Origin of the sequence: Brevundimonas sp. TWP2-1 (assembly GCF_049897645.1) — a bacterium.
Classification (GTDB): Bacteria; Pseudomonadota; Alphaproteobacteria; order Caulobacterales; family Caulobacteraceae; genus Brevundimonas.
The window spans coordinates 1,959,207-1,983,965 of the sequence record NZ_JAFCWR010000001.1; the positions used below are offsets into that span (position 1 = coordinate 1,959,207).

Genomic DNA, 24,759 nt, shown 5'->3' on the forward strand with positions numbered 1-24,759 from the left:
TCGTCCCAGCGCAGGTGTGGTCGCGTGCGGCCTCGGTCAAGGGCGGAGCCTGGGTTATGCTGGCGGGATGTCGATTCGCCTTAGCGCATACGAGTTCTTCGCCGGGGGCGGTCTGGCGGGTCTGGGCCTGTCGGCTGCGGGCATAGACACGGTCTTCGCCAACGACATGGACGCGGCCAAGGCGCAGGCCTTCACAGCCAACCATCCGCAGACGCCGTTTCGTCAGGGGGATGTCTGGGGCCTGACCGTCCAGGATTTGCCGGGACGGCCGGACATGGCCTGGGCCTCGTCGCCCTGTCAGGACGTCAGTCTGGCGGGCGCGCGGGGTGGGCTGGAGGCCGGAAGATCCGGCGCCTTCTGGGGCTTCTGGCGGTTGATGCAGGGTCTGGCGGCCGAAGGACGCGGCCCGCGCGTGATCGTGCTGGAGAATGTGATCGGCCTGCTGACTTCAGGTCACGGACGGGACTTCGCGGCCGTCTGTGCGGCCATGGCCGATGCGGGATACACGGTTGGGGCGCTGGAGATGGATGCGGCCCACTGGCTGCCCCAGTCGCGGCCGCGCCTGTTCGTGGTCGCCGTTCGGGGCGAGACGCCCCACGCGCAAGGGCTACAAACGGCGGGACCGGTCGCGCCCTTCCATTCGCCGCGCCTGATCGCCGCCCATGCTCGCCTGCCCGAGGCGGTGAAGGCGGCCTGGGCCTGGTGGTCCCTGCCTACGCCGCCGCAACGCAATCTGGACCTGGCCGCCGTGCTGGAGCCGGACGACGCCGTGACCTGGTTGGAGGATGCGGACGCCATCCTGGCCCTGGCCGGGCCGCTTCACCGCGCGCGGATCGCGGCGGCGCTGGCCTCGGGCCGGCGCTGCGTCGGGGCCGCCTATCGCCGGGTGCGGACCGAGGACGGCGAGAAGGTCCAGCGGCTGGAGGTGCGGTTCGACGGCCTGGCCGGATGTCTGAGGACGCCGGCCGGCGGGTCGTCGCGGCAGTATGTGGTTGTGTGCGATCAGGGCCGGGCGCGGGTGCGGCGCCTGACCGGTCGCGAGGCGGCGCGGCTGATGGGGGTGGGCGAGGACTATCGCCTGCCGTCCAGCGAGAGCGCGGCGCTGAAGCTGATGGGCGACGCCGTCGCCGTGCCGGTAGTGCGGGCGCTGGCGGAGGGGCTGTTGCTGCCCGCGCTGTCGGATCGGCGCGCGGCGGCCTGACCCGGCGCGGCTAAACTCCGGCGGATGCCGTTCGTCGCCGCATCCGCCACAGGCCCTCGGGACAAGCCCGAGGGTGACGGTCTTTTAGCTTAGCGCTGGACCCACTGGCCCTGGGCGTTGCGGTACCACTGGCCCGAGGAGATGCGGGGCAGGAGCTGGGATTCGAACATCCGGGCGCCGGCGACATCGGCCGAGGTGCCGGCGTCGGTCGCGCTGCGGGTGTAGGCGGCGCGGCGGCCGGCGTTGGTGGCGTCGACGGCGGCGCGCAGGCCGGCGTCCGAGGTCGGAGTGCGGAAGCCCAGGTAGCCGTCGGCCTGTTCGCCGACGACGCCGGCGGCCTTGGCCTGGTCGATCTGGGCCTTTTGGGCGCCGGTCTGGGCGATGGCGGCGCTAGCCACGCCCATGGCGGCGACGGCGGCGCCGATGACGAAGAGTTTGCGGAAGGTCATGTCAGCCTGTCCCTTTCAGAAGAGAAGCGGGAGATCAGAAGAGGTTGGGGTTCTGCTGGAGGAGGGTTTGCAGTTCCTGGTCCAGACGGACGCGCACGTCGGCGTCCAGCTTGGCGTAAATCTGGATCGGCGCGACCTCAAGACGGATGGTCGGGGCGCAGGCCGCGAGGGCGACGACGACCGCTCCGAAGCCGAGGCCGGCCAGTTGGCGCTTGTGAATCATGACGTGGGCTCCGGTTCGGCCGAGAATGATGGCTCTAATAGCACGTCGCCAAGTGAACGCGCGCTGAATGGTGAAGTTCAATCGACGGTGGCAGGCGCCGGCGTCGGTGCAGGCGTCGACTCCGGCTCCTGCTGACCCTGCCGCGCCCGATTGACCGCCAGCAGGTCCGAGATCAGTTGGTTGGCGTTCAGGGTCGTGTCCAGCGTCAGGTCGATCTGGGTGTTCGACGGCAAGGGCAGTTTGCGGTTCAGGAACTCGCGGCTGATCAGCTCGGCGATCGTCAGGCGCAGCTCCTGGCGCTGGGGCGGGTCGTGACGACCGCGAATGCGGAACAGCACCGAGACCCGGCCGCCGTCCAGACTGTTCACATCGGCGCTGAGCACGTCGAAGGACAGGTCCTCCATCGCCTGATAGGCCAGATCCTCGACCATGCCGGAGGGCAGTTCCTCGCCGCCGCCGCCCGCATTGACGTCGGTCAGGACCTCGCGCTTGATCGACAGACGGCCCGGCTGGACCGCACCCAGGGTCCCGGCGGTGATGCGCAGGCCGGTCTTGGGATCCATGATGAAGGGCAGACGGCCCGAGACCACGGCGTCCAGCGTGACCTTGTCGTCGAAGCCGGTGTCGGCGACGATGTCGCCCAGTTGCACCCGGTCCAGCACGATGACGCCGCTGTAGGGCTGGGTGGCGTCCAGCGGAACGGTGAAGGGCTCGACCGAGACGGTTCCGCCGCCGGCGGCGACCTGGGCGCCGTCGATCAGGACGCCGGATTCGTTGACCGAGAAGGTCACGTCCAGGGCCGTCACCGCCGTGCCGATCGCCAGACTGTCGGCCGTCAGCTTCTGGTTCGGAGCCGTGATCAGAGGCGTCAGGCTGCTGAAGGCCACGTCGCCGCGCAGGCCCTTGACCGCGCCCGCCGGGCTGACGAAATCCAGGCCGGGCGTGATCAGACGCCCGCTTGAGGTCGGCTCGGCGTCCTTGGTCCAGTCGAAGCGGCCGTCGAAGCTGACGGCCCCCGTCACCGGCGACTGGAGGAAGGCGGCGGCCAGGGGGCTGAGCATGGCCGGCTGGAGGCCGTTCTCGGCGAAGGTCACGTTGGGGGCGGAGATGACGATGCCGCCCGAACCCGTGCGGCCGTCGTGCGCCAGGGTCAGGCGGCCTAGCGTATGCGCCGCCGCCTCGCCCGTGCCCTTCAGGTCGAAGGCGCCGCTCCAGCGTTCATTGGCCAGGGTCGCGGAGCCGGTCGCGGCCAGGGGTTCGAACCGCGCAGGCGTCAGGGCGTCGATGGCGCGGGCGGCCGTGACGTTCGCCGTCAGGCCGACGCCCGCCTTGGTTCCATCGACCGTGACCCGGCCAGACGCGTCGGCGAACCGCATGCCCAGGAAGGGCGCCTGGGCCGAAACCTGATCGAAGGCGCCGACGACGCGCCAGACGCCGTCCTTCGATGTCAGCAAGGGACCGCCGGCGGGGCACAGTTCGCCGGCGACCTGATGCACGTCGTTCTCGTCCAGTTCCAGCCGCTCGACGGTCAGGTCCACGCAGTCCGGCGTCGCATAGGTCAGTCGGCCGTCGCTCATGGCCAGGACGCCGCGCGTCTTGGCGTCGATGCCGCGCGCCAGGTCGAAATCCAGACGGGCGCGGCCGTCCAGGGTCGCCTCGAAACCGGTCTGGGTCAGCCGCCAGTTCGGCACGGCGACGGCCATTTCCGGCAGGCCCTTGCCGCGTGTGGCGGTGACACTCAGCGCGCCGCCGCCCAGGCGGCCGGCCTCGGCCTGATAGGCGCCCTCCCCGGCCTGGGCCACCGTCAGGACGCCGCCGTTGGCCGGGGTCAGGGTCACGGGACGCGCCAGGGCGACCGTCGTGCCCGCCGTGCCGGTCGCGAACCGGATCGCGGGGGCGTGCAGGGCGAAGCTTCCCAGCGCCCGCTTCATTTCGGCCAGTTCGGCGATGTCGTCGGGACCGGCAGGCCCGAACAGGGGCCAGGCGCCGTCGGCGGCGCGCAGAGACCCGTCGGCGCCGATCTGGATCACGCCGTCGCTGACGACATCCAGGTTCAGGTCGGCGCGTCCACGTTTCAGCGCCAGGTCGCCGAAGCCGAACTGGTCGAAGGTCGCGCTGACCGGGCCGGTCGCCTCGAAGGCCGCGTCCTTGCCGCCTAAGCTGAGGGCGCGCGAGGTCAGCGACAGGCGGCTGATATTCGTCTGGCCCATGCGACCCGAGCCGGCCGTCAGGGACAGGGGCGCCTGCACGCTCCAGCGCAGGGCGTCGTCGCGCGAGACGGTCAGCTTGGCCTGGGTCGCCTTCGCCGCGACATCGGCGATGCGCAGGTCCGCGCCCTGGACCGCCGCCACCTTCAATGCGGTCGTCGCGGCACCCTCCAGACGGAAGGTCTCGATCCAGCCGGAGACGACGCCGTCAAACTGGGCCGTCACGTCGGCGTTGCGGGCGCCGAGGGTTTCGGTCCCCAGGCTTTCGCCGGTCAGACGGCCGTCCAGCACCACCCGGCCGTCGCCGCGTCGGGTCTTCAGATCGGGATAGGGCAGGTCGCCGGTCAGGGTCAGATTGGCCCCCTGCCCTCTTGCGGCGGGTGTCGCAAAGGCGTCGGCCGCCGCCAGCAGGCGCAGCGCCACCCGGTCGCCCGTGGTGGTCAGGTCCAGCGTGGCGGACAGGCCTCTCGCCTCGACCTCGCCGCTCTTCAGCGCCGCAGACGGAAGGCGCGCCACCAGCCGCATCAGCTTGCCGTCGTCGATCCGCGCATCGGCCAGGATCTCGACCGGGCCATATTCAGTGTCCAGCCGTCCGCGACCGCTCTCGACGATGACCAAAGGACTGCGCTGGTCCGGGCGCGGCGGGCCGCCGGTGAATTCCTTGACCAGCGGGTCCAGCGAACTCAAGGACAGCTTGCCGCCCTTCCAGCTGGCCCGCACCACCGGCCGGACCAGACGGATGCGGCTGGGCGTGACGCCCAGGCCGGTCTTGGACCACGGCAGGGCGACGGCGTAATCGACCTCGGCCCGCTCGACCACGACGTCGGGATTCTTGGGATCGCCGATGCGGATGCGGCCGACGAAGCCGTCGATCTCGACCCGCTCGACCTCGACATCGGCCTGGATGCCGCGCTGGTCCAGCCAGCCGACCAGCACGTCGCGCGCCACCGCCCGGCGATTGAGATAGAGCAGCGCCGCCGCGATCCCGACCAGCAGCACCGCGATCAGCACGACGACCGCAACGACGCGCAGAACACGGCGACGCGGCGGCGTCCTGGACGACGGAGAAGGCTTCGTGGGGGTGTCGGTCAAGCGGATCGATCGCGTGATTGAAACAGGTCGCCGATCACCTTCGTTATCCTGATCCCAAGCACAAGATCAAAGCGTCACCGGCGGCATTCAAAGGCGCGTTCCTTGACGGTGAAGCTGGGCGATAAAGGGGCGCAGGCGCAGGCGTCCGTCCACAGCGGATTACTGCTCCCGATTCGGACGTTAACCGTTTGTAACGGTCTGTCTTCCCAAAGTGAGACAGGCAAGCTATAGGACCGCCCTCGCGCCATGGGCGATCGGCGCGAACTTCGAGAACGAGTAACGCTTTGGCGCCGCAGGCGTCGCAATACGACGGGGACCGATGGCTCAGTTCGACCCACGCCGCCAGCCTACACGGCTCGCGCCGCACATGCTGACTGCGGTAGCCGCAATCTCGGTGGCGATGTTCGCCGGTAGAGCCTATCAACCCGCTCAGGCCGAAGAGGTTCCCGCGCTGACCTCGGCCCAGATGGCCGCCATGGAAGCCCAGGCCTTCGCCTCCGCCAACGCCCCCGCCGGCATGACCGCGCCCGAGGCCGTCAACGTCCAGATTCGCCGCGGCGAAACCTTCGAGCAGGCCGTCGCCCGCACCGGCGTCGCGCCGGAAGAAGCCAGCGCCGTCGCCGCCACCGTCGCCAACGCCTTCGACCTCGCCGACCTGCGCGCCGGTCTGAAGTTCGAGACCGCCATCGCCAAGCCGCGCGACGGCCGGGGCGACGCCCGCCTGATCGGCCTGACCATGCGCACCGGCCCGGCGTCGCAGCTGACCGTATCGCGCAGTTTCGACGGCGCCCTGCGCCTGCGTTCGCTGGAAGAAAAGGTCACCCACGAGACCGTCGTGCTCAAGGGCGACGTCGAGCGGTCCCTGTCCGCCAGCGCCCGCGAACTGGGCGCCACCGCCTCCATCGTCCGTTCCGCCAGCCGCCTGTTCGCCACCAAGTTCGACATGCAGCGCGACATCCGGTCGTCTGACGAGTTCACCATGGTCTTCGACCGTGAAGTGACCGAGGCCGGCCGCACCGTCGATGTGGGCGACCTGATGTACGCCGAACTGCGCGGCGTCACCTTCTATCGCTTCAAGGCGGCCGGCGCGAAAGAGGCCCAGTTCTTCGACGCCAACGGCAAGAACCTGCGTTCGGCCATGATGCGCACCCCCCTGCAGAGCTTCCGCCGGGTGTCGTCCAGCTTCGGTTTCCGCACCCACCCGATCTCGGGCTACAAGAAGATGCACCAGGGCATCGACTTCGCCGCCGGAACCGGCACGCCGGTCGTGGCCCCCGCCGACGGCGTGGTGGTCGAGGCCCGCCGCTGGGGCGGCTATGGCAACTGGTTGCGCATCCGTCACAACAACGGCCTCGAAAGCGGCTACGGCCACCTGTCGCGCTATGGCTCGGGCATCCGCGCCGGCCAGCGGGTCAGCCAGGGCCAGATCGTCGCCTATGTCGGTTCGACCGGCGCCTCGACCGGTCCGCACCTTCACTATGAGCTGTGGCGCGGCGGCCGACGGATCAATCCGGCCGGCGTACGCACCCAGGAAGGCACCGAACTGTCGGGCGCCGATCTTGCCGCCTTCCGCGCCGAGAAGGCCCGCATCGACCGCATCATCGCCTCGGGCGGTCAGAAGCGCCCGGCGATGCAGCAGGCCTCGGCCGAGGGCCTGCGCCCCGCGCACGGCTGAGGTCTCAAGGCTGAGTTCAGCCGACAAGGCGCGGCGTCGATCGCCCTTCGCTCGGGCATGACAGGCCGTGAACCGCTACATCGGCCTCGCCAAGCCTGAGCCCCAGCACATCCAGCACCGGGTTCAGCACGCCGTCCAGCACCGGCCCCAACGGCTCCAGCAGCCGACCCAGAGCCTTGGTCAGGTCGCCGAGACCCAAGCCCAGTCCGACCACGTTCACATCCACGTCCAGCCGACCCAACAGGCTGGACACCAGACCGCTGGCGAAGCTGCGCGAGGCCACGGTCTTGATCCGCTGCGCCTCGATGTCGGCGTCGTCGAACCTCAGCGGTTTGAACCCGGCATCGGCCGCCTCCACGTCCGCCTTGCCGGTGATGCTCACCAAACCCAGGACCGACAGCAGGGTGGCGCGTTGCGGCGACAGACCCGTCTTGAAGTCGTCCAGCTTCGCCTCGTCCACGGAGCCGATCGAGGCGCGCGCCAGACCTGGCCGCACCTCGACCTCGACCGACCGCGCGGGATCGCAGGACAGGGATTTCAACCGCGCCTCGGACGCCGCCAGCTCGACCAGAATCGGCAGTTCGACCCGCGTCAGGCCAGACAGGGCCTGTGCCGTCCGCGCACGGACATAGAGCCGCGCCTGGGCCGTGCGGATGATCGGCTGGCCATCCGCCGTCACCGTCAGCCAGGGCGAGCGGTTTGGCCGTTCGCCGATGGCCAGGCTGGTCTTCAGATCGGCCAGGCCGGCGGGCACGCCCAGGTTCAGCGCGATCTGGCGGTCCCCGCCTCCGACCTCCAGCATCGCCATGGCCAGGTCCATGGCCGAGACGGACGCATCCAGACCCTCGCGGATTCCTTGCGGCGACTGGGCCTCGACGCCGATCAGGTCGCCCAGCTTCACCTTCTTCCCGACCGAGGCCGAGGCCAGCCGGCCCAGGGCGCCGCCGTCGTCGCCGCCCGCCAGCCGTTCCAGCACCTTCAGCGCCCGCGCCGCATCGACATCGGCCGCCACCAGCCGGTCGTAGTCGCCGATGGCGATGTCCAGATCCGCCGCCAGGGCGTCGGTGAAGCCCAGCAGATTGACGTCCAGGTCCGCCAGCCGGCGATAGTCCATGAGGCTGAGCGAAACCTTCGAGCCCGTCAGGCCGCTCAGGACCTGGTTCGCCACCCCGTCGTCCAGCCGCACCAGACGCGATCCGATGGAGAACATGGCCTTGGGTGGCGCGCCGGTCGCGATCGAGGCCGTGGCGCGTCGCGTCACCCGCACCTCGTCCTTGCCTAACAGCAGGTGGGTGAAGAACAGGGGTGCGCGGCTGGTCACCTGAACCCGCGCAGCGTTGGGCGTCTGACCCCCTGCCGTGAATCGCTCGTCGCGCGCCCTGGCCGGGTCCGGCGCATAGACGCCGAGCGTGGTCGCCACGGTGACAGAGAGATCCGGGGCCACATTGGCCTGGACCGTCGCTTGGGCCGCGCGGCCGACAACGGCTTCGCCCTGGCCTAGACTGTGCGCCGCCGACAGGGCCGCCAGATCCGCCGCACCCTGGACCCGGCGCGTGTGCAGCACGAGCATGCCCAGATCGATGGTCACGGCCGTCACGATGCACAGCAGGCCGCCGGCGACGGCTGCGATCACGGCGACCGCCCCACGCCGATCCGCGCCGAAGCGGCCGATCCAGCTCCTCATGCGCCGGGCGCTCACGAGTATTCACCCACATGGATCACCGCCGAGCGCCGGATCACGACCGGCGGACGAGGCAGCATTCCCCCCAGCGCCATGACCAGACTGTCGCCGGTGTCATAGACGACCACGACCCGCAGCCGCCCGGCCTCCTCCGCAACCTCGATCGTGGTTCTATCGGGATCCAGCGCCACGCCCCGGACGGCCGCCGTCACCTCGCGCCGCGCCAGCGAATCGCGCTCGACCGCGTCCAATCCGCCGACCGCCGCCCGCGCCCCCTCCGACGCCAGGGCCTGAACCGACTGCGCCATCAGGAACCAGCCGCCATAGACGACGATGCCGATCAGCAGCAACACCAGGATCGGCCCCACTAGGGCGAACTCCACCGCCGCCGCACCTTCGCGACCGCGCCGGTTTTTCTGAAGGATGGGGCCAAACGTCCGCATGGCAACCTCACAGCTACTCGCCTGGGTTGTATATCATCGCAGTTAAAGGATCGTGTAGCCGCCACGCCGTCTCGCGAGACCCTTCTCCGCCCGAACCGGGCGCCGCATTGATGGCGTGATCAGTCGAACAATATCGTTGGGAGAGCGGCGCGTCCGGAGCCATTCGAGCGCGATGCCAGATTCGCCGGCTGGCGCAAGCGCATCCTGCAATCCGTCGCTTCCCACTGGAACTGTGTAACGTCGCCATTGAGCGCCAGCGCCGATTCGTGACTGACCGACCCTGCATGTGGTGGGTCATGATGAGAGAAAGACGCTGACCGTGGCTGTTGCGGCCGCTATTCGAGAGCCCGAAGCCGGGCGGCGCGAAGCTGCTTGATATAATCCATCACCGCCGTCGGCTCATATGGGCGCTTCAGGTGCGGCCCCGTTTCGCACAGGTCAGCGGCGGTCTTGACCGCGCCTTCAAGAGTGCCCGAGAGTCGGACCTCTAGGCCCGGCCGATTTTTGCGCACCCACCGAGCGAGTTCGAACCCTGAGCGGACGCCGAGCGCGGCGATATCGCAGACGATCACGTCAATGCCGAGAGCGGCTTCCTCAAGCGCCGTCATGGCTTCGTCCGTGCTGGCCGCCTCGACGACGACATAGCCGCAACGCCTCAAATAGTCGGAGATGGCATGCCGAGAGATAACGTCGCCATCGACGATGAGGACGGCCTGGGCGGGCGTTACCGGGTCAGTACGCAGGCTCATTCGGCTGCCTGCAGAACAGCCTGTATGGCGAGGACGACCTCATCCGACGTGCAGGGTTTGGGCAGGAAGGCGGCCGCGCCGCCGACATAGGCCTTTGCGGGATCCAGATGACCCGAGGTCATCACCACCGGCAGGTGCGGCTGCACCCGCTTGATGTAGGCGAAAGCGCCACCGCTTCCTCGCCGTTGCACGCCTCGACGACCATGTATCCCGACTCGCGCAGATGGCCGGCCAACAGCATTCGGATCAGAAACTCGTCTTCGACGAGAAGGACGCCTCGCGGCGTTTCAGCCACGGCGACCGGATTTACCATTGATGTCAAATGCCTGTCCCCGTCTCAAGTCCAACCAAACGGACCCCCGATGGTTCCGCATTCAATCCGCCCAATCACGCACTGTGCGAGACAGAGATCACACCTCGCAAGCTCACGCCCTTCGCCCGTGTGTCCAAACGCTGAAGCTCAGAGCTCGGGTTTGGGACAACTGTTGCGTCAGGTTCCTCTGCATGAAGCTGAAACTGATCCGACCGAATAGATTGGTCGGCCCGATAGGCCCTGGCCGGGCGCCTGCGGTTGACTCCGTTTCCCCGAACGGTATGGCTTGGCTGTCAAGTAGGGGTGCGTTCGCAAGATGCAGGATAGGGCTTCGGTCACAGATGAGGCCCTGGCCAGGGCGCACGCCCGCCTTCTGAAGGACGATTCCCTCCAGTTCGACCGCATCGGCTTTGATCGCCCGGACATCAAGACGCCCGGCTGGCTGCACTGGATCGGCGATGTCCTTCAGTTCATCGCGCCGGTGCTGCAGTGGGTGTTCTGGATCGGCCTGGCCCTGGTCGCCGGTTTGATCCTCTACGCCATCGTCCGCGAGATTCTGCGGATGCGCGCGCCGCCGGCCAAGCCCGTGAAGCCCAGGATCGTCGCCGAGGCGCAATGGCGGCCGGACGAACAGGTGGCGCGCGATTTGCTGGCCGACGCGGACGCCCTGGCGGCGCGAGGCCTCTATGCCGACGCCGCACACCTGCTGCTGCTGCGCAGTGTGCAAGACATCGAACAGCGCCAGCCGCGCGCGGTGCGCGTCTCGCTGACGACTCGCGAGATCGCCCGGCTGAAGGCTTTGCCCGAAGCCGCCCGTCCCGCCTTCGACCTGATCGGCCGGATGGTGGAACGCAGTCTGTTCGGCGGCGCGCCGGTCGGCGCCCAGGAGTTCGCCGATTGTCGTCAGGCCTATGAGGCCTTTGCCCTCCCCGAGGGCTGGCGCGCATGAGTCGATCGAGCAAGGCCGGCGACGGCGGCTTCTCGCCTGTCACCATGATCGTCGTCCTGCTGGTCGGGGTGGTGGCGCTGGCGGGGCTGGGGGTCCTGTCCGCCTATGCGCCGGAACTGCGATCGGGAAACGACGGCGGCGGCCATGCCCTGTCGCGGTCGTCCACCGGCTTCGGCGGCCTGCCTTTGCTGTTGCGCGGTGTGGGCGTGCCGGTGGTGCTGAACCGGGGCGTCCTGACCGAGGCGTCGGACGAGAGCCTGCTGATCCTGACGCCTTCAGCCCAGACCGAGCCCGAGCAGATCGACGATATCGAACATTACGGCGCCACGCTGGTCGTCCTGCCGAAATGGACATCCATGCCCGACGCGGACCGCCCCGGCTGGGTGCGCACGATCGGCGTCCAGCCGCCGCCGCTGGTGCTGGCGTCCCTGCCGGACGACCTGCGCAAGGACCTGAAACTGATGGAGCGCAAGGGTCGCGCCACCGTGACTCTGCGCGGTCCAAACGGTTTGCCCTTCGGCAAACCGGTCCAGATCGAAAATCTGCGCACGCTGGGCGGTCCCGACTGGATTCCCATGGTCCTGGACGATCAGGGCCGTGCGGTGCTGGCGATGCACCGAGAGCTCCGGACCTATGTTCTCGCCGATCCCGACCTGGTCAGCACGGCGGCGCTCAAGACCCTGAACGGCGCGACCACCGCTGTCGCCCTGATCGACATCGTGCGCGCCGACGACTCGCCCGTGGTGTTCGACCTGACGCTGCATGGCTTCCAGCGGACCCGCAATCTGCTGCGGCTGATGCTGGAGCCGCCGCTGGTCGGAATGACCCTGGTGCTGGTCGCTTTGGCCGCCTTCGCCGGTTTCCAGGCCGCCGTCCGGTTCGGCCCGGCGCGCGAAAAGGGGCGGGTCATCGCGCTGGGCAAGCGCGGGCTGGCGGACAATACCGCAGGCCTGGTCCGGTTGGCGCGGCGCGAACATCGCATGGCGGCGCCCTATGCCCTGCTGGTGCGCGCCGCCGTGGCCCGCGCCATCGGCGCGCCGCGCAATCTGGACGAGGCCGCGCTGGACGCCTTCCTCGACCGCGTCGGCCGCACCGGCGGCGCGACCGAATCCTACACCGCCCTGGCCGAACAGGCCCGGGCCGCCAAGTCGCCGGCCGATCTAATGCGGGTCGCCGGCGCCCTTCATCGCTGGAACCAGGAGCTGACCCGTGCACGTCAATGAGGTGAAGACGATCGCCGAGCGCATCCGCGCCGAGATCGCCAAGGCCGTGGTCGGCCAGGAGGACGCCGTCGACATGCTGCTGACGGCCCTGTTCGCCGGCGGCCACGTCCTGCTTGAAGGCCCACCCGGAACGGCCAAGACCCTGCTGGCCCAGACGTTCGCACGGACGGTGGGCCTCGACTACGGCCGCATCCAGTTCACGCCCGACCTGATGCCCGGCGACATCATCGGCTCCAACCTGTTCAACTTCCAGACGTCCAGCTTCACCCTGACGCGCGGGCCGATTTTCTGCGAACTGCTGCTGGCGGACGAGATCAACCGCACCCCGCCCAAGACCCAGGCCGCCCTGCTGGAGGCCATGCAGGAACGCCAGATCACCATCGACGGCGAGGCCCATGCGCTCAGTTCGCGCTTCACCGTCGTCGCCACCCAGAACCCCATTGAGCAGCAAGGCACCTATCCGCTGCCCGAGGCCCAGCTGGATCGCTTCCTGTTCAAACAGGTGCTCGACTATCCCAGCCTGGAGCAGGAGCGCGCCATCGTCGCCGCCCACGGCTCGCGCACCGGCCTGATGGACCCCATCGCTCTGGGGGTCGAGGTCGTCGCCGACGCCGCCGTCATCGATGCGGCGGTGAACACCGTCGCGGACGTGCGCCTGACGGATGAGGTGATCGGCTACATCACGGGCCTGGTGCGCGCCACCCGGACCTCGGCCGACGTCGAGACCGGCGCCTCCCCGCGCGCCGGGGCCATGCTGGCCGTCGCGGCGCGCGCACGCGCGGCGCTGGACGGTCGCGACTATGTCATTCCCGACGACGTAAAGGCCCTGGCCATTCCGGCCCTGCGTCACCGCCTAGTTCTGTCGCCGGCGGCCGAGATCGAGGGACGCCGGGTCGAACAGGTGCTGGCCGGCCTGGTGGATCAGGTGGCGGCGCCCCGGTGATCTATCCCACCCGACGTGCGGTGACGGCGATGGCGGCGGGCGTTCCCGTCGCCCTGCTGGCCGGCGTCCTGACGCCTCTGGGCTGGATCGCAGGCCCGGTCTGGATCGCCGTCCTGCTGTTGCTCGCCGCCGTCGATGCTCTGTCCGGCGGATCGAGACGTGGGCTTGAGCTGGACGAACCCAAGCCCATGCGCGCCGCCGTCGGTCGGTCGGACATGGCCGGGCTGAGGGTGCGGTTTGGCGCGAAAGGCCCCGTTCCCAAGACCGTCGAGGCCGCCCTGTCGGGCGACGCCCGGCTGGGGCTGGACGATGCGACGCGCCAGGCGACGGTGTCGGATCGCGGCGCGGCCCTGGCCTTTCCCTTCACCCCCAATCGCCGGGGCGCCGCCGGCCTGGACGCCCTGTGGGTGCGCTGGCGCGGGCCGATGGGACTGGTGTGGAAGCAGAAGACCTTCGCGCTGGACATCGCCGCCCCTGTCCTGACCGACCTGAAATGGGTCCGCGATCAGGCGGTGCGCCTGTTCGCCCGCGACGCCCTGTTCGGCGCCAAGACCCAGCTGGAGATCGGCGAGGGGTCCGAGTTTCAGGCCCTGCGCGACTTTCAGGCGGGGATGGATCGCCGCTCCATCGACTGGAAACAGTCGGCCCGCCACGCCGCCCTGCTGGCCAAGGAGTTCCGCACCGAGCGAAACCACAACGTCATCATGGCGCTGGATTGCGGCCGGGCGGCCTGCGAGCCGGTCGGCGGCATGCCGCGCATCGACCGTTTCATCCATGCGGCGCTGCTGCTGTCCTACGCCTGCCTGCGTTCGGGCGACCGGACGGGAATCTTCGCCTTCGATTCCCAGCCGCGCGTGACCACCGGCGCGGTGGGCGGGCTGGACGCCTTTCGCACCATTCAGGCCGTGGTCGGCCGCATCGACTATTCGACGCACGAGACCAACTACACCCTGGCTCTGGCGACCCTGTCGGGCCAGCTTCAGCGCCGCTCGCTGATCGTGGTCTTCACCGACTTCACCGATTCCACGGCCGCCGAGCTGATGATAGAGTCGCTGGGACGGCTTCTGCGGCGTCACTTGGTCCTGTTCGTCGTCCTGCGCGACGACGAGCTGGAGGGCCTGACCGCCGCCGATCCCCAGACGCCCGATGACGTGTCCCGCGCCGTGGTCGCTGGAACCCTGCTGCGTGAGCGCGAGACGGTGATCGGGCGATTGCGGCGCATGGGGGCGCACATCGTCGACGCCCCCGCCGAGCGTGTGGGGGTCGAGGTGGTGAACGCCTATCTGAACCTCAAGCGGAGGGACCTGCTGTGACCGACGTGCGCCCCTCCAGCCTGCTCAAGAGCCAGCGTTTCCGCCAGGCCCGCGAGGAGGACTGGCGTCGTCTGGAACGGCTGATGGACAAGGCCGAGAAAGGCTCTGCTTCCAAGCTGACCGACGCCGAGATCCTGGCCGTGCCGGTACTGTATCGTTCGACCCTGTCGGCCTTGTCGGTGGCGCGCGAGACCTCGCTGGACCAGGGTCTGATCGACTATCTGGAAACCCTGTCGGCGCGGGCCTACTTCTTCGTCTATGGCTCGCGGGCGACGATCCAGGACAGGTTGGTCGCCTTCTTCCGCACCGACTGGCCCGCTGCGGTGCGCGGCCTGTGGCGCGAGACACTGATCTCGGCGACCCTGATGCTGCTGGGCGCCCTGGTCGGGGGCTGGCTGGTGATGCACGAGCCGGAGTGGTTCTACGCCTTCGTTCCCGCCGATCTGAGCGGAGGGCGCGATCCCGCCGCCTCGACCGAGACCCTGCGCGCCACGCTGGACGGCGCGGACGACGCCCAGGGCCTGTCGGCCTTTGCAGCCTACCTGTTCACTCACAATGCCCAGGTCGCCTTGCTGGCCTTCGCCCTGGGGTTCGCCCTGTGCCTGCCGACGGGCCTGCTGATCCTCTACAACGGCGCGACCCTGGGGGCCTTCTTCGCCCTGTTCGCCAGCCGGGGGCTGGGGTTCGAGCTGGGCGGCTGGCTGCTGATCCATGGCGTGACCGAACTGTTCGCCGTCATCCTGGCGGGGGCGGCGGGATTGCGGATCGGCTGGGCCGTCGCCTTCCCCGGCCAGAGACGACGGATGGACGCCGCGGTCGAGGCGGGACGCACTGCAGCCATCGCCATGGGCGGGGTGGTGGTGATGCTGATGTTCGCCGGCCTGCTGGAGGGTTTCGGTCGTCAGCTGATCGTCGATACCGGCCTGCGCTACGCCGTGGCGGCGGCGACCGCCGTGATCTGGGGTCTCTATTTCTACGCGCCAAGACCAGGGGTCGCCCATGTCCGCTGAACCCGTCGCGCCGCGCACCGAACGCGCCTTCGTCACGCCGGAGGGCGTGGACCTGCGCCTGAACATCGGCGACGCGGGCCAGAGGGCGGGGGCCTTTCTGCTGGACGCCGCCATCATCATCGGCGTGCTGATCGCCTTCACCATCGCTTCGATCTTCGCGTTCAGCGCTGGGGCGTCCATGGTCGGCGGTGAGACCGGCGCCGAGATGATCGCGGTGATCTGGCTGATCGTCTTCTTCCTGCTGCGGAACTTCTATTTCACCGCCTTCGAGCTGTCGGCGGCGGCGGCGACGCCAGGCAAGCGGGTGATGGGCCTGCGGGTCGCCTCGCGGGACGGCGGACGGCTGAAGGCCGAGGCCGTCTTCGCCCGCAACGCCATGCGCGAGCTGGAGGTCTTCCTGCCCCTGTCCATCCTGGTCGCCCGCAGTCAGGAGGGCGGCGTCGAGGGCTGGATGTATCTGCTGGCCTTCGTCTGGGCGGCGATCTTCGTCTTCTTCCCCCTGTTCAACAAGGATCGGCTGCGCGTCGGCGACCTGATCGGGGGGACCTGGGTGGTGCGCACGCCGCGTCGCAAGTTGATCCGCGACATGGCCGACGACGGTGCGGGGCGGATGGCGGCCTACGACTTCACGCCGGCCCAGGTGGACGCCTATGGCGCCAAGGAACTGCATGTTCTGGAGACGGTGCTGCGTCAGGGCGACCGCAAGACCCAGCGCGACGTCGCCGACCGCATCGCCAAGAAGATCGGCTGGACGCGCAGCCCGCAAGAGGCGGATCGCGACTTCCTCAGCGCCTATTACGCCGCCCTGCGCGGCCGATTGGAACAGAAGCTGCTGATGGGCGTCAGACGTCGCGACAAGCACGACGTCTGACGTCGCAGGCGATCAGTCGAAGATCGAGGCCAGTTCCTCTGACCCGACACCTTCCTTGGCCGAGCGCAGTTCGTAATAAAGCGACGCTACGCCTGCCGAGGCGACGACGCCGGACAGGATGCTGACCAAGGGTTCGGTGATGAGGTTGACCATCAGGTTCGGCGTGCCGCCAGTGAAGGTTCCGCCGGTCGCCAGGCTGAGGCCGCCGATCGCCGCCCCGATGATCCACGACAGGATCACATAGATCACCAGCAGGCCGAACACCGACCAGCGATAGCCTTTGGTCAGTTCACGGCTGCGCTGCAGGCTGGCGAAGACGCCGCGTTTCTCGACCACGACGGCCGGTGAGCCGACGGACCACATGACCGCCAGGATCATGCCCGGCACGAGCAGTAGAACGAAGCCCAGCATCATGCCGATGGAGGCGATTATGGCCAACCCAAGCAATGGCAGGAAGTTCTGGATCCCGATACTGAAGGCGTCACCGAAGGCGGTATTCTTGCCGTTGAAGCCGTTCACGGCCGCCTTCACCACCATGCCTTGCAGAAGATAAAGTCCGACGAAGTTCAGCACCGCGCCGACCATCATCATTATTACGCCCGGACCAAAGTCGTCGCTCCGCATCGCACTCTGGCCCACAGCCGCGAGAATGCTGGGCAAGCCGACCAAGATCGCGGCCGCGCCGAAGAATATGGCCGCATTCTGCTTGATCGCGGCGAACGTCCGCTGGATCACGCGCCCCAGGTCGAACACGCCGCCGCCTCGGCCGCCGTCGGGCGTCCCACTCGTGATCAGCGGCGGTCGCATGGCGATGATCTGCTGGGCGCGCCAGTCTTTCTCGGCGATGAAATCGACCCTCTGGCTGCGTTCCAGAACCGAAGGCGGCTGGACGTCCTCCTTCGTGAACGAATACCGCGCGCCGTCGTCGCCGAGGATGAACCCCAATCCGGTCGCCTGGTCGAACGTCAGAACCTCACCCCGCAAACCCGCCTCCCGACATACATGCAGAACGATTGTAGAAGCCGGGGCGCAGCCTCGCCAGTTCCATTTCTGCAACTGACGATCGAATCAGCCTGCCGGTCTATTGCCCGCGCTGACGTTCGAGAAGAGCGCGGGTCACCACGTTCGTCCACCCGAGTCCGTCCTGAATCGGGTATTCGCCGCCGCCCAGGCGCTGGTCGTCGATGTCGTATTTCTCAAGCATCTTGCCCCGCTCGCGGTAGACGCAATCTACGAGGTCTTCAGTTTGGGCTTTCGATCTGTAAGCCGCTGATATCCGTGTGACCGCCCCTCCTCGATCCCGCCATCCATGTGGACGGCAAAGGCTGCGCTTGGTGCACTCAAGACGAAGCCGCTTCAAGGCGGTTCCATGGAAGACACCCTCGCGGAAGGTGTTCCGCAGCGTTTTCCACGATGTCTGGAAAATGGCGCACCCGGAGCGATTCGAACGCCCGACCCCCAGATTCTTAGTCTGGTGAAAAACTCTTTTATTGCAGTTCAGTATGTCTTTTCCGCTGTAACATTCCAGGCTTATCGATTGCTAGCGATGACGGGCGTTACGAAACGGCGATGGCTTAGGTCGACGCGTGGACAGCCCTGCCGATCGAGCGCCCTGAGACCAGGATCAGGTTACAGCAGGCTCAGTGCGCAAGGCCTCTCTGAGACGATCAAGACGCGCGCGATACCCGTCCGCATCGCCGTAATCGACGAAGGCCTGGTAGCGTTTGTGGGGGTTTGTGATCTTCAGGGCGTGCTTGATCGGGCACCAGTACTGCTCGGTCCGGCTGGCGATTTCGCGAACGTAGGCGGCGACGCCGTTTGCGTATTCGCAGAACCAGCAGTTCAGGCGCTCGATCCAGTTGAGATAGGCGAGCGCTTCACGGTCGAAAACGAGGTAGTCGCTCCTTCGTACCCGAGGCAGGCGGTAGGCCCTAAAACAGATCGCCTGATAAGCCGACGCCCACAAGTCGATCAGCGCCAGCGGTAGGATGAGGGAATAGATCACCGGGGCTGTCAGGACAGTCGCGGGCGGCGCGCCGGCTATAAAGGCGGCGGCGCTAAGTTTCAGCCGACGATGCTCCGCTACGAGCCCATGTTCGAACTCAACAAGCCCCTCATGTACCCGCCAGCCGAGCGCATCTCGGCGTCTGAAAATCTCCCGATCCAGTTCCCCCTGCAGGCGGACGATTTCGGATGCGATCTCGTCGATGCGCGCGTGGACCGGCGAAGGCGCCGTCATCCTGAAACCGCCATCGACCCTGTGGCCACATACCGCGTATGCCAGGACAGGGCTTCGTTCAGGAGCATGGGGGTCTGAAGCCCGTAGGAGCCTGTGAGGGCCCTCTGGTGATAGTCGGCCAGCATCGGCCGATAGACCGGATGCGCGCAGGTCTCGATGACGGCCTTGGCCCGCTGCTTGGGCGACAGGCCGCGCAGATCGGCGAGGCCCTGTTCGGTGACGATGACCTGGACGTCCTGGTTGATGTGATCGACGTGGGAGGCGCAGGGCACGATGGTCGAGATCGCCCCACCCTTGGCTGTCGAGGCGCTCATGAAGATCGAGATATAGGCGTTGCGGGCGAAATCGCCCGAGCCGCCGATGCCGTTCTGGATGCGTGAACCCATGACGTGCGTCGAGTTGACGTTGCCGTAGATGTCGGCCTCGATCATGCCGTTCATGGCGATGACGCCAAGGCGGCGGATGATCTCCGGGTGATTGCTGATCTCCTGGGACCGCAGGATGATCCGGTCACGGTACTCGCCCATGCGCCGGTTGACGCTCTCGCTGAGGTCGGGACTGAGGCTGAGCGCCGTGGACGAGGCGAGGCGCAGCTTGCCGCTGTCCATCAGCGCCATCATCCCGTCCTGGATGACCTCGGTATAGGCGGTCAGATTGTCGAACGGCGCGTCGATCAGGCCCGTCAGGACCGCGTTGGCGGTGTTGCCCACGCCGGATTGGAGCGGGAGTAGCGAGGGAGGCAGACGCCCTCGTTTGACCTCGTGTTCCAGAAATTCCAGCAGGTGGCCGGCGATGGCCAGGTCGTCGGCGCCGGGTGTCGTGAAGCCGGCGTTGCGGTCGGGCCGGTCGGTCTCGACGATGGCGACGATCTTGTCGGGGTCGCATCGGAAGCAGGGCTCCCCGATACGGTCGCCGGGATGGATCAGGGGTATCGGCACCCGGTTCGGCGGCAAGGCGGCGCCGTAGTAGATGTCGTGCATGCCCAGCAGTTCGGGGTTCTGCCAGCGATTGACCTCCAGGATCACCTGACCGGCCCGGTCCAGCCAGGTCTTGTTGTTGCCGACCGACGAGGCCGGGATCAGGGCCCCGTCTTCCCGGATGCCGGTCACCTGGATGATCGCCGTGTCGAGCGGGCCCAGAATGCCCTGCCAGGCGGCGGGCGCCACCGGGCTCAGGTGCATGTCGAAATACTCCATCTGGCCGCGATTGATCTTGTCGCGGCAGGTGGGGTCGGAGTTGTAGGGCAGTCGGAACTCGATCCCGTCGGCCTTGGCCAGGGCGCCGTCCAGCTCCGGCCCGGTCGAGGCTCCGGTCCAAATCCGCAGCTTGAACGGCCGCCCCGCCGCATGCTCGGCCTCGATCCGGGCGGCGAGCGCCAACGGCACGGCCGTCGGATAGCCGGACGCGGTGAAGCCGCTGAGGCCCACAGTCGTGTTCGGTGCGATCAGCAGGGCCGCATCCTCGGCCGACATGATCTTGGCGCGATGGCCGACGCTGCGAATACGTGTGTCGTTCATGGGCTAATCTTGGTCCAGTCGACCGCGAGCACAGGCAAGCTGAGCCTTCACCGAAAAGGAAGCCCTCCGGGTCAATGGCTCAGCAACAGGCAGACGGGCGACCGTTCCAGCAGGCCGTGGGTCACGCCGCCCATCACCCATTCGCGCAATCGGGCATGGCCGTAGCCGCCGGCGACGATCAACCCGGCCCCATGGTCCTCGGCGAACGCGACGATCTGATCTGACCTCGGGCCGCCGTCGCCCTGCACGGTCTGGGCGCTGGCGACGATGCCGTGGCGACCCAGGAAGATCGCAACATCAGAAACGCGGTCACGGGCGTCTTCAGCCTGTTCGGCCGTGCAGACCTCGATGACGTGGACGATCGACGAGGCGCCCAGAAGCGGCAAGGCCGCCGCGACAGCCCGCTGGGCTTCGCGACAGTCTTTCCAGGCGATCACGGCGGGCGTTCCCAAGGGGCCGATGGCGATCGCAGGCGGCGCGATCAGCACCGGGCGGCCGGCGGCCATCAGGACGTCCGCCGGGTCGGGCGACCGCGCCGGTGACCGCGCAGGATCGCGCCGCCCCAGGATCACGAGATCGGCGGCTCTCAGGGCCTGAACCACGAGATCGGATGGGTAGCCGACGTCACCGCGCCATTCGGCATGATCGGCGGTCTCGCCGACCACATCCCAAAAAAGCGTCCGAGCCCGGCCGACGTCCGTCTCGGCCATGTCCCGGAACAGGCCCAGCGTTTCGCCCAGCATGGCCCCACCGGCATAGGGATCGACCTGGGGGACATCGGGCATGCTGGCGGCGATGCCGATCAGATGTGACTTGAAAAGCCCGGCGATTTCGCCGGCCAGGGCGATCCGCGTGCGGGCCTCTGGGCCTTCATCCGTATAGACCAGCAGACTGGCGAAGCGCATGGCGACGTATCCCGTTCACCGCGATCTAATCACCGCGCCATGTCGGGCGCCTTGATCAGGATCAACGATCCCATCGCGCGGAAATGGGAGGGTTGGCGCCCACCAGGAGCCCGCTCATGAAACGCCTCGTCGTGTTCGCCGCCCTTCTGGCTCTGGGTGGATGCAAGAGCCTTGATGTCGAGGCTCCGGCCAAGCGCGCCGAAGTCCACCAGATCGGCCTTTCCGGAGAGACCTTGGCCACGGAGCGGGGCGCCGCCTACGCGCAAGCCAAATGCGCCGGTTGTCACTCTGTCGGCCGGACCGGCGACAGTCCCCTTGAGGCGGCCCCCCGACTCAGAGCGTTGGGCGTCCTGTATCCGATCGAAGACCTGGCCGAGGCCTTTGCCGAGGGTATCGACACCGCCCACCCGGCGATGCCCGAGTTCGTCATGTCCTCGCGCGAAAACGCCGATCTGATCGCCTACATGAAAAGTATCCAATCATCGGCGATTCCGTAAACTTCAAGCGATGTAAAGATTTCAGTCCGCAGGGCCTATTGCGCTCATTTGATCCAGATCAATAAACAGACTCGGTAATCGGGCGAGACGGGCGCATGCTGGGTCATGTTCGTCGCCACAAAACTTCAGCTTGCGCCGCGATCACATCCGCCTCCCGGATGTATCGATCGACCAAAGAGCAACGACTGCAACAGTTGCGGCGCGCGCGCCCTGACCGTCTGCGGGGCTGTGGACGCGCCCGATCTCCAGCGCCTTAGCGACATGGCCGAGGTCGTCACCCTGAAAACAGGAGCCGTCCTGGCAAGGGAAGGCGATGCGGCGCCCCATGTGTTCAGCATCTCTTCGGGTTCGCTGAGGGTCTACAAACTCCTCCCGGATGGTCGCCGCCAGATCACCGGCTTCCTTTTCGCAGGGGACTTTCTGGGCCTGGCCATCGGCGACGATTATGTGTTCTCGGCCGAAGCGATGGAACCCTCGACCGTCTGCCGGTTCCGCAAAGGTCCGTTTCGCGCCCTCGTCGAGCAGTCGCCGCCGCTCGAACATATGCTTCTCCATCGGACGATGCACGAATTGGCGGCGGCTCAGAACCAGATGTTGTTGCTGGGGCGCAAGACTGCGATCGAGCGGATGGCGTCCTTCCTGCTTGATCTTCCCGGCCACGACCCGGCGCGACCCAGCGCGCCCGGTCATGTCCGACTGCCCATGAAGCGTGCGGAGATCGCCGACTACCTGGGCCTGACCATCGAGACGGTCAGCCGGGTCCTGACCCGAATGAAGCTGCAAGGGCTGATCTCGACGCCGTCGCCAAGCCACCTCGTCGTCGAGCGCCCCGACAGATTGCGCCAGTACGCGCTCGGCGAGGTCTGACCCGCCATTGCGCCAGATCAAGACCGAGTGCTTCTCTCTGCGTGACGCCGCCGACACGCCGACTTCGGGTGTCGCGCGTGGGGCGGCCCCCGGCGCGGTCAGCGCCGAGGCCCGTCTGTTCTGATTTCAGGACTGCGAAAGGCGCGTCAGTCCAAACGTCACCGCCAAGGCGACGACCAGGCTGAGGACGAAGCTGGAACCGAGGTTCGTGGCGACGGGGTGATCCCGCACCGTGGCGGACAGGTGTTCGCGGGCATTTGCGGCTGAGGTCTCTGCTTCGTCTCGCAGACGATCGGCCGCCCGTGAGATGGCCTTGGTCGATCGCGCGACGGCGTCTGTCGCTTCCGTGCCGGTCTTCTTCGCCGCGTCCTTCAGGTGATCGGAGGCTTCGTCGGCGAAGGCGTGCAGGTCGTGGCTCAGGGTCTTCAGGGCGGTGTGCGTCATGGCAGGCTCCTTTGGATGACGCGCGCATCCAACAGCACCCGGCATCGCCAGTCGGTGATCTGGATCAACGCCTGCGCATCCCGGCAGCTCTAGGGTCTGGATACCGCGACGAGATCGGGCCCGCCGGGCTTTTCTCGTCGGCCTTTCTGGAGAGGCCCACCATGCCGATGAAAGCCCTCGCACCGCCTTCGGACATTGCCATGAACCTTGCTCTGTCCCTGATCGCCGCCTCTGTTGCGCCCGTTCTTTTACTGGACGAGGACCTGACGGTCATCGCGGCCAGCCAGTCCTTTCTCGAAGGCTTCGATGTCGGTCTCGAAATCATCCCTGGCGCGCGACTGGCCGATCTCGGCGACGGCGAATGGAATACGCCCCAGCTTTGGTCGTTGCTGAAAGCCACCGCCTACGGCCAGGCCGCGATCAAGGCCTACGAGATGGATCTCCAGTCCAGGCGAGGGGTCAGACATCTCGTGCTCAATGCCCAGTGGCTGGACAACGGGATCGCGCAAGGCATCCGCCTGCTGCTCTCGATCCAGGACGTCACCGAAGCGCGGGCAAGCGACCGCGAAAAGGACGCCCTGATCCGCGACAAGGCGGTCCTCGTCCAAGAAATGCAGCATCGGATCGCCAACAGTCTTCAGATCATCGCCAGCGTCCTGATGCAGAGCGTGAGCAAGGTGGGCTCCGACGAGAGCAGACATCATCTGCGCGACGCGCACCAACGGATCATGTCGGTCGCTGCGGTCCAGCGTCAGCTCACGGGGTCCACGCTCGGCGACGTCGAACTGCGCGGCTATTTCACAGACCTGTGTCGCAGCATCGGCGATTCCATGATCCGCGATCACGACCAGCTTTCGCTGACGGTCACCGTGGACGACAGCATCGCCTCGTCGGGCAAGGCCGTCAGTCTCGGCCTGATCGTGACCGAACTGGTGATCAACGCCCTCAAGCACGCCTTCCCCGACGACCGCGATGGGCAGATCATCGTCGATTACCGGGCGCATGGCGAAGGCTGGACCCTCACGATCTGCGATGACGGCATGGGCCTGCCTTCCGGCGGCGGCGCTGCCAAACCCGGTCTGGGCACCGGCATCGTGAAGGCCCTGGCCAGTCAGCTCGGCGCCGTCATCGCCATGGCGGACGCCAAGCCCGGCCTGCGCGTGTCGATCACCTGCGACCCTCAATCCTCCCCCGCAATCTGAAAGAACCCATCCTGTGGTCAACAAAATCCTCTCCCCCGATCATCAAGCCCTGGTCGAGGAGCACAAGGCGCAACCCGCCATCCACCACACGCCGCACGGCTTCTCGGACCGGTTCGCGCTGGGGTTCACCAAACTGCTGCGCTTCTGTGCCGACACCTTCTTCGCCAAACGCTACGGCCACCGCGCCATCGTGCTGGAGACGGTCGCCGCCGTGCCGGGAATGGTCGGCGCGACCATCCAGCACCTGACCTGCCTGCGTCGGATGAAGGACGACGACGGCTGGATTCGCACCCTGATGGAAGAGGCCGAGAACGAGCGTATGCACCTGATGACCTTCATCGAGGTGGCCAAGCCGACCTATTTCGAGCGGCTTGTGATCCAGCTCGCGCAAGCGATCTTCTACGTCGGCTTCTTCCTGCTCTATCTCGTCTCGGCCCGCACCGCACACCGCGTCGTCGGCTATTTCGAGGAAGAGGCCGTCATCAGCTACACCCTCTACCTCAAGGAAATCGACGAGGGCCGCTCGCCCAACGTCCCTGCCCCGGCCATCGCCAAACATTATTGGAAGATGGCGCCCGATTCGACGCTGCGGGATGTCGTCTTGCTCGTTCGCGCCGACGAGGCTCACCACCGCGACGTCAATCATGGCTTCGCCAGTTCGTTGAATGGTGAGACGATCGACCGGACGCTGTCGGCGCCCTACCCCGCCCACGCCGCTGAAATCCGCGCCTAAGGACCCGAGCCGA

At 67.4% G+C, this 24,759-nt stretch carries 25 protein-coding genes and 1 tRNA gene; 12 read left to right on the forward strand and 14 right to left on the reverse strand.

All coding sequences use genetic code 11. The features are described from left to right. The first annotated feature begins 67 nt into the window (after window positions 1-67). Window positions 68-1,201, forward strand: a complete 1,134-nt coding sequence (locus tag ACP7BH_RS09685) for a DNA cytosine methyltransferase (protein ID WP_425981610.1) — start codon at window positions 68-70, stop codon at window positions 1,199-1,201. An 89-nt stretch (window positions 1,202-1,290) separates the two neighbouring features. On the opposite strand, the gene ACP7BH_RS09690 is transcribed toward ACP7BH_RS09685, so the two are convergent. The 3 genes from ACP7BH_RS09690 to ACP7BH_RS09700 all read right to left on the reverse strand — a co-directional run bounded on the left by ACP7BH_RS09690 (window position 1,291) and on the right by ACP7BH_RS09700 (window position 5,172). Then, entirely contained in the window at window positions 1,291-1,650 is a 360-nt protein-coding gene (locus ACP7BH_RS09690; RefSeq protein ID WP_425981609.1) for a YdbL family protein, read from the reverse strand. A gap of 34 nt (window positions 1,651-1,684) precedes the next feature. After that, on the reverse strand, window positions 1,685-1,873 hold the full coding sequence (locus tag ACP7BH_RS09695) for a YnbE family lipoprotein (protein WP_159847615.1): 189 nt from the start codon (window positions 1,871-1,873) through the stop codon (window positions 1,685-1,687). A 77-nt stretch (window positions 1,874-1,950) separates the two neighbouring features. Further along, complete coding sequence (locus tag ACP7BH_RS09700) at window positions 1,951-5,172, reverse strand: intermembrane phospholipid transport protein YdbH family protein (RefSeq protein WP_425981607.1); 3,222 nt, start codon at window positions 5,170-5,172, stop codon at window positions 1,951-1,953. A 319-nt stretch (window positions 5,173-5,491) separates the two neighbouring features. On the opposite strand from ACP7BH_RS09700, the gene ACP7BH_RS09705 reads away from it, so the two are divergent. Next, a complete protein-coding gene (locus ACP7BH_RS09705; protein ID WP_425981604.1) occupies window positions 5,492-6,847 on the forward strand; it encodes a peptidoglycan DD-metalloendopeptidase family protein in 1,356 nt (451 codons plus the stop codon). Between the two features lie 16 nt (window positions 6,848-6,863). Here the strand turns inward: ACP7BH_RS09705 and ACP7BH_RS09710 are convergent, their stop codons facing one another. From ACP7BH_RS09710 to ACP7BH_RS09725, 4 genes are all read right to left on the reverse strand, one after another. Then, entirely contained in the window at window positions 6,864-8,531 is a 1,668-nt protein-coding gene (locus ACP7BH_RS09710) for a TadG family pilus assembly protein (protein WP_425981601.1), read from the reverse strand. 11 nt (window positions 8,532-8,542) lie between these two features. Next, window positions 8,543-8,971, reverse strand: coding sequence for a TadE/TadG family type IV pilus assembly protein (locus ACP7BH_RS09715; protein ID WP_425981599.1), 429 nt, complete (start codon window positions 8,969-8,971; stop codon window positions 8,543-8,545). A gap of 335 nt (window positions 8,972-9,306) precedes the next feature. Next, window positions 9,307-9,720, reverse strand: coding sequence for a response regulator (locus tag ACP7BH_RS09720; protein WP_425981596.1), 414 nt, complete (start codon window positions 9,718-9,720; stop codon window positions 9,307-9,309). After that, window positions 9,717-9,911: a hypothetical protein gene (locus tag ACP7BH_RS09725; RefSeq protein ID WP_425981593.1), complete on the reverse strand. Its 195-nt coding sequence runs from the start codon at window positions 9,909-9,911 to the stop codon at window positions 9,717-9,719. The genes ACP7BH_RS09720 and ACP7BH_RS09725 overlap by 4 nt, the downstream gene beginning before the upstream one ends. A gap of 438 nt (window positions 9,912-10,349) precedes the next feature. Here ACP7BH_RS09725 and ACP7BH_RS09730 point away from each other — a divergent pair, with 438 nt between their 5' ends. From ACP7BH_RS09730 to ACP7BH_RS09755, 6 genes are read left to right on the forward strand one after another with little or no spacing between them, the layout of a single operon-like run. After that, window positions 10,350-10,982 (forward strand): DUF4129 domain-containing protein, encoded by a 633-nt coding sequence (locus tag ACP7BH_RS09730; RefSeq protein WP_425981592.1) that lies wholly within the window; start codon window positions 10,350-10,352, stop codon window positions 10,980-10,982. Further along, window positions 10,979-12,205 carry a DUF4350 domain-containing protein gene (locus tag ACP7BH_RS09735; protein WP_425981590.1) on the forward strand — a complete coding sequence of 409 codons (1,227 nt, stop codon included), beginning with the start codon at window positions 10,979-10,981 and terminating at the stop codon, window positions 12,203-12,205. The genes ACP7BH_RS09730 and ACP7BH_RS09735 overlap by 4 nt, the downstream gene beginning before the upstream one ends. After that, on the forward strand, window positions 12,192-13,148 hold the full coding sequence (locus tag ACP7BH_RS09740) for an AAA family ATPase (protein WP_425981588.1): 957 nt from the start codon (window positions 12,192-12,194) through the stop codon (window positions 13,146-13,148). Before ACP7BH_RS09735 ends, ACP7BH_RS09740 begins: the two co-directional genes overlap by 14 nt. Then, window positions 13,145-14,461: a DUF58 domain-containing protein gene (locus ACP7BH_RS09745; protein ID WP_425981585.1), complete on the forward strand. Its 1,317-nt coding sequence runs from the start codon at window positions 13,145-13,147 to the stop codon at window positions 14,459-14,461. Before ACP7BH_RS09740 ends, ACP7BH_RS09745 begins: the two co-directional genes overlap by 4 nt. Then, entirely contained in the window at window positions 14,458-15,471 is a 1,014-nt protein-coding gene (locus tag ACP7BH_RS09750; protein WP_425981583.1) for a stage II sporulation protein M, read from the forward strand. The genes ACP7BH_RS09745 and ACP7BH_RS09750 overlap by 4 nt, the downstream gene beginning before the upstream one ends. Continuing rightward, window positions 15,461-16,342, forward strand: a complete 882-nt coding sequence (locus tag ACP7BH_RS09755) for an RDD family protein (protein WP_425981580.1) — start codon at window positions 15,461-15,463, stop codon at window positions 16,340-16,342. Before ACP7BH_RS09750 ends, ACP7BH_RS09755 begins: the two co-directional genes overlap by 11 nt. 12 nt (window positions 16,343-16,354) lie before the next feature. Here ACP7BH_RS09755 and ACP7BH_RS09760 read toward each other — a convergent pair whose 3' ends face one another. The 6 genes from ACP7BH_RS09760 to ACP7BH_RS09785 form a co-directional block, all read right to left on the reverse strand. Next, a complete protein-coding gene (locus tag ACP7BH_RS09760) occupies window positions 16,355-17,326 on the reverse strand; it encodes a hypothetical protein (protein WP_425981577.1) in 972 nt (323 codons plus the stop codon). Window positions 17,327-17,423: 97 nt separating this feature from the next. Further along, on the reverse strand, window positions 17,424-17,702 hold the full coding sequence (locus tag ACP7BH_RS09765) for a trehalase family glycosidase (RefSeq protein WP_425981574.1): 279 nt from the start codon (window positions 17,700-17,702) through the stop codon (window positions 17,424-17,426). Between the two features lie 65 nt (window positions 17,703-17,767). Next, window positions 17,768-17,836 (reverse strand) — tRNA-Leu (locus ACP7BH_RS09770). A gap of 130 nt (window positions 17,837-17,966) precedes the next feature. Continuing rightward, window positions 17,967-18,581 carry a hypothetical protein gene (locus ACP7BH_RS09775; protein ID WP_425981571.1) on the reverse strand — a complete coding sequence of 205 codons (615 nt, stop codon included), beginning with the start codon at window positions 18,579-18,581 and terminating at the stop codon, window positions 17,967-17,969. Then, window positions 18,578-20,098, reverse strand: a complete 1,521-nt coding sequence (locus ACP7BH_RS09780) for an acetyl-CoA hydrolase/transferase family protein (protein WP_425981569.1) — start codon at window positions 20,096-20,098, stop codon at window positions 18,578-18,580. Before ACP7BH_RS09780 ends, ACP7BH_RS09775 begins: the two co-directional genes overlap by 4 nt. Before the next feature lie 71 nt (window positions 20,099-20,169). Then, complete coding sequence (locus ACP7BH_RS09785; protein ID WP_425981566.1) at window positions 20,170-21,003, reverse strand: universal stress protein; 834 nt, start codon at window positions 21,001-21,003, stop codon at window positions 20,170-20,172. A 116-nt stretch (window positions 21,004-21,119) separates the two neighbouring features. On the opposite strand from ACP7BH_RS09785, the gene ACP7BH_RS09790 reads away from it, so the two are divergent. After that, the gene (locus ACP7BH_RS09790; protein WP_425981564.1) at window positions 21,120-21,500 is read left to right on the forward strand and encodes a c-type cytochrome; all 381 of its coding nucleotides are present in this window, start codon (window positions 21,120-21,122) and stop codon (window positions 21,498-21,500) included. Window positions 21,501-21,761: 261 nt separating this feature from the next. Beyond that, window positions 21,762-22,367, forward strand: a complete 606-nt coding sequence (locus ACP7BH_RS09795) for a helix-turn-helix domain-containing protein (RefSeq protein WP_425981562.1) — start codon at window positions 21,762-21,764, stop codon at window positions 22,365-22,367. 126 nt (window positions 22,368-22,493) lie between these two features. On the opposite strand, the gene ACP7BH_RS09800 is transcribed toward ACP7BH_RS09795, so the two are convergent. Continuing rightward, window positions 22,494-22,811, reverse strand: coding sequence for a hypothetical protein (locus ACP7BH_RS09800; RefSeq protein WP_425981559.1), 318 nt, complete (start codon window positions 22,809-22,811; stop codon window positions 22,494-22,496). Between the two features lie 200 nt (window positions 22,812-23,011). Here ACP7BH_RS09800 and ACP7BH_RS09805 point away from each other — a divergent pair, with 200 nt between their 5' ends. Together ACP7BH_RS09805 and ACP7BH_RS09810 are read left to right on the forward strand one after the other, a co-directional pair. Then, complete coding sequence (locus tag ACP7BH_RS09805; protein WP_425981557.1) at window positions 23,012-24,013, forward strand: sensor histidine kinase; 1,002 nt, start codon at window positions 23,012-23,014, stop codon at window positions 24,011-24,013. Between the two features lie 13 nt (window positions 24,014-24,026). Next, the gene (locus ACP7BH_RS09810) at window positions 24,027-24,746 is read left to right on the forward strand and encodes an alternative oxidase (RefSeq protein ID WP_425981555.1); all 720 of its coding nucleotides are present in this window, start codon (window positions 24,027-24,029) and stop codon (window positions 24,744-24,746) included. Window positions 24,747-24,759: the final 13 nt, after the last annotated feature.